This is a genomic window from Tabrizicola sp. (assembly GCF_041919135.1).
Lineage (GTDB): Bacteria > Pseudomonadota > Alphaproteobacteria > Rhodobacterales > Rhodobacteraceae > Tabrizicola.
Map to the genome: position 1 here is coordinate 56,124 of NZ_JAYRUJ010000011.1, position 13,613 is coordinate 69,736.

The 13,613-nt window shown below is 68.0% G+C and carries 10 protein-coding genes; 4 read left to right on the forward strand and 6 right to left on the reverse strand.

The window, feature by feature from the left end; genetic code table 11:
- Nucleotides 1–2: 2 nt before the first annotated feature.
- The 3 genes from ACE3UA_RS10295 to ACE3UA_RS10305 are packed head-to-tail and all read right to left on the reverse strand — an operon-like array spanning nt 3 to nt 6,262.
- Nucleotides 3–1,610: a carboxyl transferase domain-containing protein gene (locus ACE3UA_RS10295; protein ID WP_374644760.1), complete on the reverse strand. Its 1,608-nt coding sequence runs from the start codon at nt 1,608–1,610 to the stop codon at nt 3–5.
- Entirely contained in the window at nt 1,607–2,773 is a 1,167-nt protein-coding gene (locus tag ACE3UA_RS10300; RefSeq protein WP_374644762.1) for an acyl-CoA dehydrogenase family protein, read from the reverse strand. Before ACE3UA_RS10300 ends, ACE3UA_RS10295 begins: the two co-directional genes overlap by 4 nt.
- A 9-nt stretch (nt 2,774–2,782) precedes the next feature.
- Complete coding sequence (locus ACE3UA_RS10305) at nt 2,783–6,262, reverse strand: indolepyruvate ferredoxin oxidoreductase family protein (protein WP_374644764.1); 3,480 nt, start codon at nt 6,260–6,262, stop codon at nt 2,783–2,785.
- 145 nt (nt 6,263–6,407) lie between these two features.
- Here ACE3UA_RS10305 and ACE3UA_RS10310 point away from each other — a divergent pair, with 145 nt between their 5' ends.
- The 4 genes from ACE3UA_RS10310 to ACE3UA_RS10325 all read left to right on the forward strand — a co-directional run bounded on the left by ACE3UA_RS10310 (nt 6,408) and on the right by ACE3UA_RS10325 (nt 9,516).
- Nucleotides 6,408–6,866 (forward strand): Lrp/AsnC family transcriptional regulator, encoded by a 459-nt coding sequence (locus tag ACE3UA_RS10310; RefSeq protein WP_374644766.1) that lies wholly within the window; start codon nt 6,408–6,410, stop codon nt 6,864–6,866.
- 64 nt (nt 6,867–6,930) lie between these two features.
- A complete protein-coding gene (locus ACE3UA_RS10315; RefSeq protein WP_374644768.1) occupies nt 6,931–7,572 on the forward strand; it encodes an SGNH/GDSL hydrolase family protein in 642 nt (213 codons plus the stop codon).
- 62 nt (nt 7,573–7,634) lie between these two features.
- A complete protein-coding gene (locus ACE3UA_RS10320) occupies nt 7,635–8,768 on the forward strand; it encodes an aromatic ring-hydroxylating dioxygenase subunit alpha (protein ID WP_374644770.1) in 1,134 nt (377 codons plus the stop codon).
- A gap of 40 nt (nt 8,769–8,808) precedes the next feature.
- Nucleotides 8,809–9,516 carry a sirohydrochlorin chelatase gene (locus ACE3UA_RS10325; RefSeq protein WP_374644772.1) on the forward strand — a complete coding sequence of 236 codons (708 nt, stop codon included), beginning with the start codon at nt 8,809–8,811 and terminating at the stop codon, nt 9,514–9,516.
- Nucleotides 9,517–9,563: 47 nt separating this feature from the next.
- On the opposite strand, the gene ACE3UA_RS10330 is transcribed toward ACE3UA_RS10325, so the two are convergent.
- From ACE3UA_RS10330 to ACE3UA_RS10340, 3 genes are all read right to left on the reverse strand, one after another.
- Nucleotides 9,564–10,952, reverse strand: a complete 1,389-nt coding sequence (locus ACE3UA_RS10330) for a glutamine synthetase family protein (protein ID WP_374644774.1) — start codon at nt 10,950–10,952, stop codon at nt 9,564–9,566.
- A gap of 3 nt (nt 10,953–10,955) precedes the next feature.
- Entirely contained in the window at nt 10,956–12,329 is a 1,374-nt protein-coding gene (locus ACE3UA_RS10335; protein ID WP_374644776.1) for an aspartate aminotransferase family protein, read from the reverse strand.
- A gap of 91 nt (nt 12,330–12,420) precedes the next feature.
- Nucleotides 12,421–13,584, reverse strand: coding sequence for an L-lactate dehydrogenase (locus ACE3UA_RS10340; protein ID WP_374644778.1), 1,164 nt, complete (start codon nt 13,582–13,584; stop codon nt 12,421–12,423).
- Nucleotides 13,585–13,613 lie beyond the last annotated feature (29 nt).

Genomic DNA, 13,613 nt, shown 5'->3' on the forward strand with positions numbered 1-13,613 from the left:
CCTCACATGCGGAACAGGCCAAAGCGCGTCGGCGGGATCGGGGCGTTCAGCGTGGCGGACAGCGACAGCGCCAGCACCTGACGCGTCCGGCGCGGGTCGATGATCCCGTCGTCCCACAGCCGGGCCGAGGCGTAGAGCGGATGCGACTGGCGCTCGAACATTTCCAGCGTCGGGCGCTTGAACTCCGCCTCCGCCTCGGGTGACCAGGTGCCGCCCTGCCGTTCGATCCCGTCGCGGCGGACGGTGGCAAGGACGCCTGCCGCCTGCTCGCCGCCCATGACCGAGATCCGGCTGTTCGGCCAGGTCCAGAGAAAGCGCGGCCCGTAGGCGCGGCCGCACATGCCGTAATTGCCCGCCCCGAACGAGCCGCCGACGATCAGCGTGATCTTCGGCACCTGCGTCGTGGCCACGGCGGTGACCAGCTTTGCGCCATCCTTGGCGATGCCCCGGTTCTCGGCGGTCTTGCCCACCATGAAGCCCGAGATGTTCTGCAGGAACACCAGCGGGATGCCGCGCTGCGAACACAGCTCCACGAAATGCGCGGCCTTCAGCGCGCTTTCCGAGAAGATCACCCCGTTGTTGCCGATGATTCCGACCGGGATGCCCATCACATGCGCGAAACCGCAGGTGATGGTGGTGCCATAGCGCGGCTTGAACTCGTCATAGCGTGAGCCGTCGACGATGCGGGCGATCAACTCGCGGATGTCCCAGGGGGTTTTCAGGCCGGGCGGGACAAGGCCGAGGATGTCTTCGGGGTCGAAGGCCGGGTCCTCGGGGGCTTGCAGGGCGACAGCCGGTCGCTTCTCGCGGTTCAGGTTCGCCACCGCGCGGCGGGCCAGCGCAAGGGCATGGGCGTCGTCCTCGGCCAGAAGGTCGGCCACGCCGGACAGCCGCGTATGCACGTCGCCGCCGCCAAGTTCCTCGGCGCTGACGACCTCTCCGGTCGCGGCGCGCACCAGCGGCGGGCCGGCGAGGAAGATCGTCCCCTGGTCCTTCACGATGATCGTCACATCCGACATCGCCGGCACATAGGCCCCGCCCGCGGTGCAGGAGCCCATGACCACCGCGATCTGCGCGATGCCCTGCGCCGACATGTTGGCCTGGTTGAAGAAGATGCGGCCGAAATGGTCGCGGTCGGGAAAGACCTCGTCCTGGTTCGGCAGGTTCGCGCCGCCGGAATCCACCAGATAGACGCAGGGCAGGCGGTTCTCGGCCGCGATCTCCTGCGCGCGCAGGTGCTTTTTCACCGTCATCGGGAAATAGGTGCCGCCCTTCACCGTGGCGTCATTGGCAAGGATCATCACCTCCTGCCCCTCGACCCGGCCGATCCCGGCGATCAGCCCGGCCGAAGGGCTGGCGCCGTCGTAAAGCCCCTGCGCGGCGAAGATGCCGATCTCCAGGAAGGGCGAGCCGGGGTCGAGCAGCCGGTCGATGCGTTCGCGCGGCAGCAGCTTGCCCCGGCTGCGGTGCCGGTCGCGGGCCTGTTCGCCGCCACTGGCAAGGGCCAGCGTGGCGGCGGCCGTCACGACCTCCAGCGCGGCAAGGTTGGCCGCTCGATTGGCGCGGAACGCCTCGCTGCGCGGCGATACGGCCGAGGTCAGGATCGTCATGCCCCCATCGCCCCCATCAGCTCGCGTCCGATCAGCATGCGGCGGATCTCGGAGGTGCCCGCGCCGATCTCCATCAGCTTGGCGTCGCGGAAGATGCGGGCGACGGCTGCGTCGTTCAGAAAGCCCGCGCCGCCCATCGCCTGCACCGCCTGATGCGCCACCTGCATCGCCATCTCCGAGGCGTAAAGCACGCAGGCCGCCGCATCGGCGCGGGTCACGCGGCCCCGGTCGCAGGCGCGGGCGACGGCGTAGACATAGGCCCGGGCCGAGTTGAGCCTAGTGTAGATGTCGGCGATCTTGCCCTGCATCAGCTGGAACTGCCCGATGCTTTGCCCGAACTGCTTGCGGGTGACCATATAGGGCATGATCTCGTCCAGGCAGGCGGCCATGATGCCGGTGCCGATGCCGGACAGCACCACGCGCTCGTAATCCAGCCCCGACATCAGCACGCGCACGCCCTTGCCCTCGGCCCCCAGCAGGTTCCCGGCGGGGACGGCGACATTCTCGAAGATCAGCTCGCCGGTGTTCGAGCCCCGCATCCCCAGCTTGTCGAAATGCGGCGAGGTGCGGAAACCCGGCATGGTCCGTTCGACAAGAAAGGCGGTGATGCCCTTCGATCCCGCCTGCGGGTCGGTCTTGGCATAGACCACCAGCACATCGGCGTCCGGGCCGTTGGTGATCCAGTATTTCGTGCCGTTGAGGATGTAGTGGTCGCCCCGCTTCTCGGCGCGCAGCGTCATCGACACCACATCCGACCCGGCCCCCGCCTCGGACATGGCCAAGGCGCCGACCCGGGTGCCCGCGATCAGGCCGGGCAGGTATGTCCGCTTCTGCGCCTCGGTCCCGTTCAGGGCGATCTGGTTAACGCAGAGGTTGGAATGCGCGCCATAGCTCAGCGAGACCGAGGCCGAGGCGCGGGCGATCTCCTCGACCGCGACGACATGGGCGAGGTAGCCCATCCCCGCGCCGCCATGTTCCTCGGGCACGGTGATGCCGAGAAGGCCAAGCGCGCCCATCTCGGGCCAAAGCTCCGCCGGGAAGGCGTTCCGCCGGTCGATCTCCGCCGCCATCGGCCTGAGCCTTTCCTGCGCCCAGCGGTGGACCATCCCGCGCAGCGCCTCGACATCCTCGCCCAGATCGAAACCCATCGAACCCAGAAACATTCCGTCCCCCTATTCCGCCGCCGTTGCCAGCGGTCTTGTTTCCTGCAGCGCCGCCCGCAGCGCCTCGCGCCGTTCCATCTGCCGGGCGAAGGCCGCCTCCTTGACCGGACCATAGCCCCGAATCTCCTGCGGCAGGGTAAGAAGCTCATGCAGGAGCGGCAGGGTTTCGGGCGAAAGCACCCGTTCGGCCAGGTCAAGGTCGGCCTCGTAAAGCGCGATCAGCCGGCGTTCCATCCGGCGGTCGGCGGTATGGCCGAAGGGATCGGCCCAGGTGCCGCGCAGGCGTTTCAGCCGGGCGAGGAGGCCGAGGACCGGCAGGATCCAGGGCCCGAACTCGCGCTTGCGCGGGCGGCCGTCGGCGGCCTTGCCCGGCAGGATCGGCGGGGCGAGGTTCAGGGCGATACGGTAGGGGCCTTCGAACTCGGCCTCGAGCCCGGCGCGGAAGGCGGGGTCGGAGTAAAGCCGCGCGACTTCGTATTCGTCCTTGTAGGCCAGGACCTTGGCATAGGTCTCGGCGGCGGTGCGGGTCAGCGCGCCGGCCCCGATCCGGTCCGCGGCCCTGCCGATCCGCTCCAGCCGGGCGCGGTAGCGGTCGGCAAGGGCCGCGTCCTGATAGGCGCGCAGATGCGCCGCGCGGCGGTCGATCAGCACGGCAAGGGCGGGCGGTTCGGGCGCGCCCGCCTCACCGGCGAGGGCCATGATGCGCGCGGGATCATGGGCAAGCAGTCGGCCCCAGTTGAAGGCATCGGTGGTGGACTGCACCGCCGTGCCGTTCAGCGCGATGGCCTGCAGGATCGAGTCGCGCGCCAGCGGGATGAGGCCGAGTTGCCAGGCATAGCCGACCATCATCAGGTTCGCGCCGATCTCGTCGCCGGTCAGCGCCCGCGCCAGCGCCGAGAAGTTCAGGAAATTCCGCGACGACCGGGCCGCGCGCGCGACCGAGGCCTCGACCTGCGCCTCCTTGAAGTCGAAATCCCGGTGGCGGATGAAGTCCGAAACCGGGGTGATGCGGGTGTTCAGCACCACCTCGGTCCGGGCCGGATCGCAAAGAAGGATGCTGTCCTTCGACGCCGCCACCACCGAATCCGCCGCCAGCAGCAGATCGGCCGAGCCCGCCGCGATCCGGGGCGCGGCGATGGGCCGGTCGGGGCGCGAGATGCGGACGTTGCTCATCACCGCGCCGCCCTTCTGCGCAAGGCCGGCCATGTCCAGCACCATCGGGATCTTGCCGTCGACATGCGCCGCCATGCCCAGGATCGCGCTGATCGTCAGGACGCCGGTGCCGCCCACCCCCGCCAGCGCCAGGTTCCAGGCGCGTTCGATCTTCGGCAGGACCGGCTCGGGCAGCGAGGAGACATCCGCCCCCGCCTGCGGCCGCGCCTTGCGCAAGGCCCCGCCCCGGACGGTGACGAAAGAGGGGCAGAAGCCCTTGAGACAGGAATAATCCTTGTTGCAGGCCGACTGGTTGATCCTGCGCTTGCGGCCGAGGTCGGTCTCCAAAGGCTCGACCGCCACGCAGTTCGAGGTCTCGGAACAATCGCCGCAGCCCTCGCAGACCGCCGGGTTGATCCAGAGCCGCATGGCCGGGTCCGCCATCTCACCGCGCTTGCGGCGGCGGCGCTTTTCGGCGGCGCAGGTCTGCTCGTAGACGATGACCGTCACGCCCGGCACCTCGCGCAGTTCCAGCATCACCGCGTCGATCTCGTCGCGATGGCGGACCTCGGTGCCCTTGGCCAGGTCGGCGGCGCGATAGGCCTCGGGCCTGTCCGACATCAGGATGACGCGGGCCACCCGCTCGTTGTGGACCAGGTGGGTGATCTGCTCGGGCGTCAGCACGCCGTCGATCGGCTGGCCGCCGGTCATGGCGACGGCGTCGTTGAACAGGATCTTGTAGGTGACATTGGCCCCCGCCGCGACCGACTGGCGGATCGCCAGATGGCCCGAGTGGAAATAGGTGCCGTCGCCCAGATTGACGAAACGGTGCTTTTCGTCGGTGAAATGGCGGATCGCGATCCAGGGCACGCCCTCGCCGCCCATCTGCGACAGGGTCTCGGTCCGGCGGTCCATCCAGATCGCCATGTAATGGCAGCCGATCCCCGCCATGGCCGTCGATCCCTCCGGCACGCGGGTCGAGGTGTTGTGCGGGCAGCCCGCGCAGTAATAGGGCACGCGCAGGACGGGGGGCACATGGTCGGCGGCCCGCGCCTCGGCCCGGTGCAGCGCCTCGGCCCGGCTGCGCAGATGGGCAGCAAGGCTTTCGGGCAGGTCCAGCCGCAACAGCCGCTCGGCGATGGCGCCCGCCACCCGCGCCACCGTCAGCCCGGCGGACAGGCTGAGGAACGGCTGGTCCTTCTCGTCGAACTTGCCGACGATCCGGGGGCGGACGTCGCTGCGCCAGTTGAACAGCTCCTGCTTGATCTGGTTCTCGATGATCTCGCGGCGTTCCTCGACGACCAGCACCTCCTCCAGCCCCTGCGAGAAGGCGCGGATGCCCTCGGGCTCCAGCGGCCAGGGCATCCGCACCTTGTAAAGCCGCAGTCCGATCACCGCCTGCTCCGCCGCGCCAAGGCCAAGCTCCGCCAGCGCCTGCCGCACGTCCTCATAGGCCTTGCCCGAGGCCACGATCCCGAAACGGTCGCGGCCGTGAGTGGTGATCAGCCGGTCCACTCCGTTGGCGCGGGCGAAGGCGATGGCGGCATAGCCCTTGTGCTCTTGCAACCGTTCGTCCTGCACCAGCGGCGGATCGGGCCAGCGCAATCCGAGGCCGCCGGGCGGCAGCTCGAAATCCGCGGGCAGCACGAATTGCCGCGCCTCCTGCGCCAGATCCACCACCGAGGAAATCTCGACCGTCTCCGAGATCACCTTGAAGCCGACCCAGCAGCCCGAATAGCGCGACATGGCGATGCCCAGCAGGCCCATCTCCAGGAACTCATGGATCGACGAGGGGTAGAGCATCGGCATCAGCGCCGAGATGAAGGCATGGTCCGACTGGTGCGGGATCGAGCTGGACTTGCAGGTGTGGTCATCCCCGGCGATCGCCAGCACGCCGCCATGCGGGGCGGTGCCCGCCGCGTTCGCGTGCTTGAACACATCGCCCGAGCGATCCACGCCCGGACCCTTGCCATACCAGATGCCCAGGACCCCGTCCTTGCGCGCGCCCTTCGACAGATGCACCTGCTGGCTGCCCCAGACCGCCGTGGCGGCCAGGTCCTCGTTCAGGCCCGGCTGGAACACCACCCCATGCCGGTCCAGGAACTTCCGCGCCTTGACCAGCTGCTGGTCATAGCCGCCCAGCGGAGAGCCGCGATAGCCTGAGATGAAACAGCCGGTGTCCAGCCCCGCCGCCCGGTCGCGGCGCATCTGCGTCATCGGCAGGCGGACCAGGGCCTGCGTCCCGGTCATGAAGACCGAACCCGCCTCGGCCGCGTATTTGTCGTCAAGCGAGATGGCCATGCGCGCGTCCTTTCTCCCGGACCCCTGTGGCAACACCCTAGAACCGGCCGGAGGGACAAGGTCTCTATTGTCGACCTTCTTGTCGGCAACTTTGGAACACCGTACCTGTTCCTTGCGTCCTCAGGGCAATATGGTGTTCTGCCGGGCAGGTTTCCACCTGCCTGTCGCTTCAGGAGGAAAGATGCAGCTGGACGAACCCGACCGCCGCATCCTGCGTGCCCTGCAGGATAGGCCCGAACTGACCCTGCGCGAACTGGGCGAGGTCACCGGCCTCAGCCATTCGCCCTGCTGGCGGCGGCTCAAGCGGTTGCAGGACGAGGGGGCGATCAGCCCTAGGCGCTTTGTCGTCGACCCCGAGGCGGTCGGGTTCGAGATCCTGGTCCTGTGCTTCGTCAAGATCTCGCACCACCAGCGCGACCGCCTGCGCGCCTTCGAGGAGGCAGTGGTCAAGGTGCCCGAGGTCATGCAGTGCCATTCGCTGAGCGGCGAATACGACTATGTGCTGCAGGTCGTGGCGACCAGCGTGCGCGACTACGAGGCGACGGTGAAGAACGCGCTGGTCGAGTTGCCCAATGTGCAGTCGATCAACACCAGCTTCACGTTGAAGCGGGTCAAGCACACGCTGAACGTGCCGGTCTAGAAATCCGCCTTCAGTCCGCGCGGGCGCCGGTGCATCCTGTGCGCGGATGCAAGGGAGGCACCGGATGCGCACGTTACTGCTGTACGGCGACAGCAACACCCATGGCACGATGCCGATGCAGGGGCTTGGGGTCTCGGGCCGTTTCCCGCGCGACGACCGCTGGCCGGGGCGGCTGGCGAAGCTTCTGCCCGGTTGGGAGGTGATCGCCGAGGGGCACCCGGGCCGCACCACGCTGCATGACGACCCGGTCGAGGGGGCGCATCGCAACGGGCTGACCGTGCTGCCCGCGATCCTGGAAAGCCACCGGCCGGTGGATGTGGTCCTTCTGATGCTGGGGACCAATGACCTGAAGGCGCGGTTCTCGGTCACCGCAAGCGACATCGCCCTGTCGCTGGAGCGGCTGGTGCGGGTGATCCGCGCCTCGGAGGCGGGGCCGGGGCGGGGGGCTCCGGGCGTGCTGCTGGTGGCGCCGCCGCCGATCGTGGAGGTCGGCTGCCTTGCCGGCATGTTCGCCGGGGGGGCGGCGAAGTCGCAGGCCCTTGCGGCCGAGATCCGGGCGGCGGCGACGCGGCTGGATGTGCCGTTCCTCGACGCGGGCGCGGTGGTCCGGGTCTCGCCCATCGACGGGATCCACTATGACCCCGAGGCGAATCCGGCCCTGGCCGAAGCTTTCGCCGTCGCAATCCGCCAGAATTTTCCCGGTTGAGGTCGGGATCGAACTTGCCCGCGTCAGGCTTCGACCGCAGGATCGGCCGAGGAGGACCAGCCATGACCAGCCACGATACCGCCCTTGCCGCCATCGCCGAATTGCGCGCCAATGTCTCGGTGCCCTTCGAACGGGCGCAGGCGATGCCGAAGGCGGTCTATACCTCGCCCGAGTTCGCCCGTGCCGAACAGGAGCATATCTTCGCGAAGGAATGGCTTTGCGCCGGGCGGGCCGATGCGCTGGCCAATCCCGGCGACTATCTGACGATGACCATCGCGGGCGAGCCGGTGATCATCCTGCGCGACCGCGAGGGCGCCCTGCGCGGCATGTCCAACGTCTGCCGCCACCGGATGAGCACCCTGCTGGAGGGCCGGGGCAATGTGCGGTCGATCGTCTGCCCCTATCATGCCTGGACCTACAATCTGGATGGCTCGCTCAGGGGCGCCCCGGCGATGGCGCGGAACGAGGGGTTCTGCAAGGAGGACGTCAAGCTTCCCGCCATCCGGGTCGAGGACTGGCAGGGCTGGATCATGGTGACGCTGAACGAACACGCCCCGCCGGTGGCCGAGCGTCTGGCGGGGGTGGACCGGCTGGTCGGCCACCTGCCGATGAAGGACTACCGCGAGGTCTTTCGCGAGGAATTCCGCTGGGACACCAACTGGAAGGTGCTGGCCGAGAATTTCATGGAAAGCTACCACCTGCCGGTCTGCCATGCGGGCACCATCGGCGGGGCCTCGGACCTGAACAAGATGGAATGCCCCGAGGGCGAGGAAGCCTTCAACCATCACTGGATCATCAAGAACGACATGGTCCCGCTGGCGCTGGCGCATCCGTCGAACACCACGCTTCAAGGGGATGACCGGCGGATCACCTGGCTTCTGGCGATCTACCCCTCGCTCCTCATCACCCTGACGCCGGGCTATTTCTGGTATCTTTCGCTCACGGCCGACGGGCCGGGCTCGGTGCGGGTGCTGTTCGGCGGCGGCATGAGCGCCGAATGGATGGCCGACCCCGAGGCGGAGCGGCATCTGGCCAGCGTGAAGGCGCTGCTCGACGACGTGAACGTCGAGGACAAGGGCTGCGTCGAGAAGGTCTGGAAGGGGCTGTGCGCCGGCATGTCCTCGCCCGGATCGCTAAGCCATCTGGAGCGGCCGAACTACGATTTCGCCCGCTACATCGCCAGCCGGATGCCGTAGGGGCTTGACCCCGGCGCAGGAGGCGTCACCTATCCGGGGCATGACGCAGCATGCCCTGATCGTGGCCCATGGCCAGCCCTCGGACCCCCGCCCTGCCGCCGAGGCGCTGGAGGATCTGGCGGTGCAGGTGCAGGCGCTGCTCCCCGACCGGAAGGTTGCCGCCGCGACGCTGGCCGAACCCGGCGCACTGGCCCGGGCGGTGGCGGGCCGTGCGGGCGGCGTGATCTTCCCGATGTTCATGGCGGGCGGGTGGTTCACCCGGGTGCAGATCCCCGAGCGGCTGGCCGAAGCGGGGGCGGAGGGCTGGCGGGTGCTGGAACCCTTGGGCTGCGATCCGGCGGTGCATGACCTGTGTGTGACGCTGGTGCGCGAGGCGGGCGCGGACCGGGTGGTCCTTGCGGCGCATGGGTCGTTCAAGTCGCCCGCTCCGTCACGGATCGCGCGGCATGTGGCCGGGCGGATCGGCGCGGAAACCGGGGCGGAGGTTCTGGTCGGGTTCATCGACCAGGCGCCGCAACTGTCGACCCTGCCGGGCGGCGCGGGGATCTGCCTGCCGTTCTTCGCCGCCGGGGGCGATCATGTCGGCGAGGATGTGCCCGCCGCCCTGGCCAAGGCCGGGTTCCGGGGGCGCATCCTGCCGCCGGTGGGGCTGGACGCGCGGGTGCCGGGGATCGTCGCGGCCGCGATCACGCGGGGCGAGGCGGTCTGCGCGGGGGCCTGCCGCTGGGCGAAGGGCCAAAATCCTTAAGCAAGGATTTTGACAAATTTCTTGCTCAAGAAATTTGGGCCGCAACCTCAGACCGTGTGCAGGTAGAGGTCGAAGTCCACCTCGCTGACCGTCCGCATCACGCGGGCATATTCCGCCGCCATGATCGCGGTGAAGGTGCGGTGCATGTCCTCGCCCAGCGCATCCCGCAGGAATTCCGACCGTTTCGCGGCCTCGATGGCGGATTTCCAGTCCGACGGGATGCCGGCGTTGTCCTCGTCGGCATAGCCGTTGCCGGTGGTCTCGGGGCCGGGGTCGATCTGCTCCTTCATGCCCTTGCGCACGCCCGCCAGCACGGTGGCGGCCACCAGATAGGGATTCGCGTCCACTCCCGCCGGGCGATGCTCGATCCGGCGGGCCTTGATGTCACCCGCGGGGATGCGCAGCGCGACCGAGCGGTTGTTGACGCCCCAGGTCGGGCTGACGGGGGCATAGGACTGGCTGGCGAAGCGGCGCCAGCTGTTCGCGTGGGGCGCGAAGACCAGCATCGATTCGCCCATCGTCTGCTTGAGCCCGCCAAGCGCGTGCAGGATGGTGGGGTTCCAATGGCCCTCGTCCTGCTCGACAAAGACGTTCCTGCCCGCATCGTCCAGCATCGAGACGTGGAAATGCATGCCGGACCCGGCGTAGTTCTCGTTCGGCTTGGCCATGAAGCAGGCGACGACGCCATGCGCGCGGGCCTGTGCCCGGACGATGCGCTTCAGCCGCATCAGGTCGTCGGCGGCCTGCATCACGTCGGTGCGGTAGTGCAGCGTCAGTTCATACTGGCCGGGGGCGTATTCCGAGATCAGCGTTTCGGCCTTGATCCCGGCTTTCTCCGCCCCGGCGTAGATGTCGGAGAAGAGCGGCAGCATCCCGTGCAGGTGGTCGACGGAATAGACCTCGGTCTTGTGGCTGGCGCGGCGGTCAAGGACGTCGCGGGCGGGCTGCATCTTGCCGTCCGGGCCGCGTTCGGGGTCGAGGAGGAAGAACTCCAGCTCGAAGGCGCCAGCCGGATGCAGGCCGTCCTTGGCCAGGAGGTCCACCTGCCGTTGCAGCGCGTGGCGGGGGTCCGAGGTCATCGGCGCGCCGTCGAGGGTGTACATCGACATGAACACCTCGCCGCGCGGCGGCTGGGTGTTGTGCAAGGGCTTCAGCGTGCCGGGAACCGGCCAGGCGCGCAGGTCGCCGTCGCCCTGGTCCCAGATCAGGCCGGTCTCGTGGACGTCCTCGCCACAGATGTCGAGGCCGAGGATGGAAATCGGCAGATGGCGGCCATTATTGTAAAAGGACAAAAGCTCATGGCGCCGGATGATCTTTCCCCGGCCGATCCCGTTGGCATCATGCAGGATAATGTCAAAAGCCTCGATCTCGGGATGGGCGGCGAGGAAGGCTTCGGCCTCGGCGGGGGTGGAACCGGAGGGGCTGTGCGTGGTCATTTTTCAGGCTGCCTGGAAAAGCTGGGAAAGGATAGCGTCGAAACTGGCGATCAGGCGGTCGACCTGCGCCTTCTTCGTCGCCGGGCTGATGAGCATCATGTTGTGGAAGGGCGCGATGAGGGTGCCCCGGTTGATGAGGCCGGTGTGGATCGCGGCCTCGACCTGCGGGTGGTGGGCGAAACCGGCCTCGGTGCCGTTCTTCAAGGGGCCGGGGGCGCAGATGAACTCCACCCGCGCGCCGACGCGGATGACATGCCAGGGGGCGCGGTGGCGGTCGATGACGCGCTTCAACCCGTGGGCAAGACGTTCGGCCAGTTTCTCCATATGGGCGTAGTTTTCCGGGGTCATCACTTCGGACAGGTTGGCGACCAGACAGGCGAACTGCATCGGGTTGGCGGAAAGCGTGGTGCCCATGCCGGTGCGACCGGGTTCGCGTTTCGCATCCGCCTCCTCGTACCGCTTCGCGGTCTCGTCGGTCAGGCCCCAGACTGCAGTCGGCATCCCGCCCGCGACGCATTTGCCGACGACGAAGATGTCGGGCCGCAGCGAATGGACGCGGGTATAGCCGCCAAGGCCGGAGGAGATCGTGTGCGTCTCGTCCATGATCAGCAGCGCGCCGTATTTCAGCGACAGCTGGCGGAGACCGTCGTGGAACCCGGCTTCGGGCAGGACCATGCAGGAGTTGGTCATCACGGGTTCGGTCAGGATCGCGGCGACGTCACCCTCGGCGAGCGCGGCCTCGACGCTGCCCAGGTCGTTGAATTCGCAACAGACTGCGGTCTGTGTCAGGTCATTCACCTGGCCGAGCAGGCCGGGGGAGTTGACCGTCCTGCCGTTTTCCAGGCTGACGAAAGTGTCATCCACCGTGCCGTGGTAGCAGCCGTTGAACACCAGCACCTTGGGCTTGCCGGTGATCGCCCGGGCGACGCGCAGCGCAAAGCGGTTGGCGTCGGTGGCGGTGGTGGCGACCTGCCAGCGGAAATCACCGAAACGCTCGGTCAGGAGGCGGCCCGCCTCCAGTGCGGCCTCGGTCGGCAGCATGTAGGTCAGGCCGCGGCGGGCCTGATGCCGGATGGCCTTTGCCACCGGGGCGGGGGAATGGCCGAACATCGACCCGGTGTCGCCAAGGCAGAAGTCGTCAAGCTTCACCCCGTCGATGTCCCAGATCTGCGCGCCCTGGGCTTTCGCGACCAGCGGCAGATGCGGCATCGGCCAGTCGGCCATCCAGTGCATCGGCACGCGGCCAAGAAAGACGTCAGCGTCTTTCGCCAGCGCCTTGGCGGATTTCGGACGGGCCTTGGCATAGGCCGCAGCCTCGCGTGCGGCGTAAGCGGCAAGGCGGTCGGTACTTATTCCGGCGATGGTTTCGGCAGGCATGGCAGGCCCCTTGGGACGTCGCCGCGTTTATGCGCCTGAATTTGATCAAATTGCAAGCGCCTCGTCACGCGTTGAACGGCTTGGCGCGCTGTCAGGCCCAGTCGCCTTCGAAATCCCTCGGCACCAACAGGTTGTGACGGCCCATCGCCTTGACGTCGCGTTCGCCGCACAGCGCCATGGTGATGTCCATCTCCTTGCGGATCACCTCCAGCGCGGCGGTCACGCCCTTCTCGCCCATCGCGCCAAGGCCGTGGATATAGGCCCGGCCGATCATCGTGCCCCTGGCGCCGAGGCTGAGCGCCTTCAGCACGTCCTGGCCCGAACGGATGCCCGAATCCAGCCAGACCTCGGTCCGGTCGCCGATCGCCCGGGCAATCGAGGGCAGCATGCGGATCGAACTGAGCGCGCCGTCCAGTTGCCGCCCGCCGTGGTTCGAGACGATCACCGCATCGGCGCCCGCATCGGCGGCCATCCTTGCATCCTCGGGGTCGAGGACGCCCTTGAGGATGAACTTGCCCTTCCACTGGTCGCGGATCCGGGCGACCTTGGCCCAGTCGAGCTGGGGATCGAACTGCTCGTTCGTCCAGGCGGTCAGGTCGGAAAGGCTGGTCACGCCCTTCACATGGCCGACGATGTTGCGGAACTGCCGGCGCGGGGTCTTCAGCATGTTCAGCGACCAGCGCGGCTTCAGCGCCATGTCGATCAGGTTCGGGATCGTCGGGCGCGGCGGCGAGGTCAGGCCGTTCTTCAGGTCCTTGTGACGCTGGCCGAGGATCTGCAGGTCCAGCGTCAGCACCAGGGCGCTGCATTTCGCGGCCCGGGCGCGTTCGATGGCCGCATCGACGAAATCCTCGTCCTTCATGACGTAAAGCTGGAACCAGAACGGATCGGGGCTTGCCGCCGCGACATCCTCGATCGAACAGATCGACATGGTCGAGAGGGTGAAGGGCACCCCGGCCCTGGCTGCCGCCCGCGCCGCATGGATCTCGCCGTCGGGATGCTGCATCCCGGTCGATCCGACCGGGGCCAGCGCCACCGGCATCGAGACCTCGTGCCCGGCCATCGTGCTGGAGAGGTCACGCCCGGTCAGGTCGCGCGCGACCCGCTGGCGGAAGCGGAGCTTCGCGAAGTCCGAGGAATTCTCGTGGAAGGTCTGCTCGGTGTAGCTGCCGCTTTCGCAATAGTCCCAGAACATGCGCGGCGTGCGCTTTTGGTGCAGGCGCTTCAGATCCTCGATGCAGGTGATCACGGGCATGGGCGGTGGCTCCCGATATTGGTCAATTC

Coding starts and splice junctions, on each gene's coding strand:
- ACE3UA_RS10295 (WP_374644760.1), bottom strand. CDS start 1,610: ATGACGATCCTGACCTCGGCCGTATCGCCGCGCAGCGAGGCGTTCCGC.
- ACE3UA_RS10300 (WP_374644762.1), bottom strand. CDS start 2,773: ATGTTTCTGGGTTCGATGGGTTTCGATCTGGGCGAGGATGTCGAGGCG.
- ACE3UA_RS10310 (WP_374644766.1), top strand. CDS start 6,408: ATGCAGCTGGACGAACCCGACCGCCGCATCCTGCGTGCCCTGCAGGAT.
- ACE3UA_RS10315 (WP_374644768.1), top strand. CDS start 6,931: ATGCGCACGTTACTGCTGTACGGCGACAGCAACACCCATGGCACGATG.
- ACE3UA_RS10320 (WP_374644770.1), top strand. CDS start 7,635: ATGACCAGCCACGATACCGCCCTTGCCGCCATCGCCGAATTGCGCGCC.
- ACE3UA_RS10325 (WP_374644772.1), top strand. CDS start 8,809: ATGACGCAGCATGCCCTGATCGTGGCCCATGGCCAGCCCTCGGACCCC.
- ACE3UA_RS10330 (WP_374644774.1), bottom strand. CDS start 10,952: ATGACCACGCACAGCCCCTCCGGTTCCACCCCCGCCGAGGCCGAAGCC.
- ACE3UA_RS10335 (WP_374644776.1), bottom strand. CDS start 12,329: ATGCCTGCCGAAACCATCGCCGGAATAAGTACCGACCGCCTTGCCGCT.
- ACE3UA_RS10340 (WP_374644778.1), bottom strand. CDS start 13,584: ATGCCCGTGATCACCTGCATCGAGGATCTGAAGCGCCTGCACCAAAAG.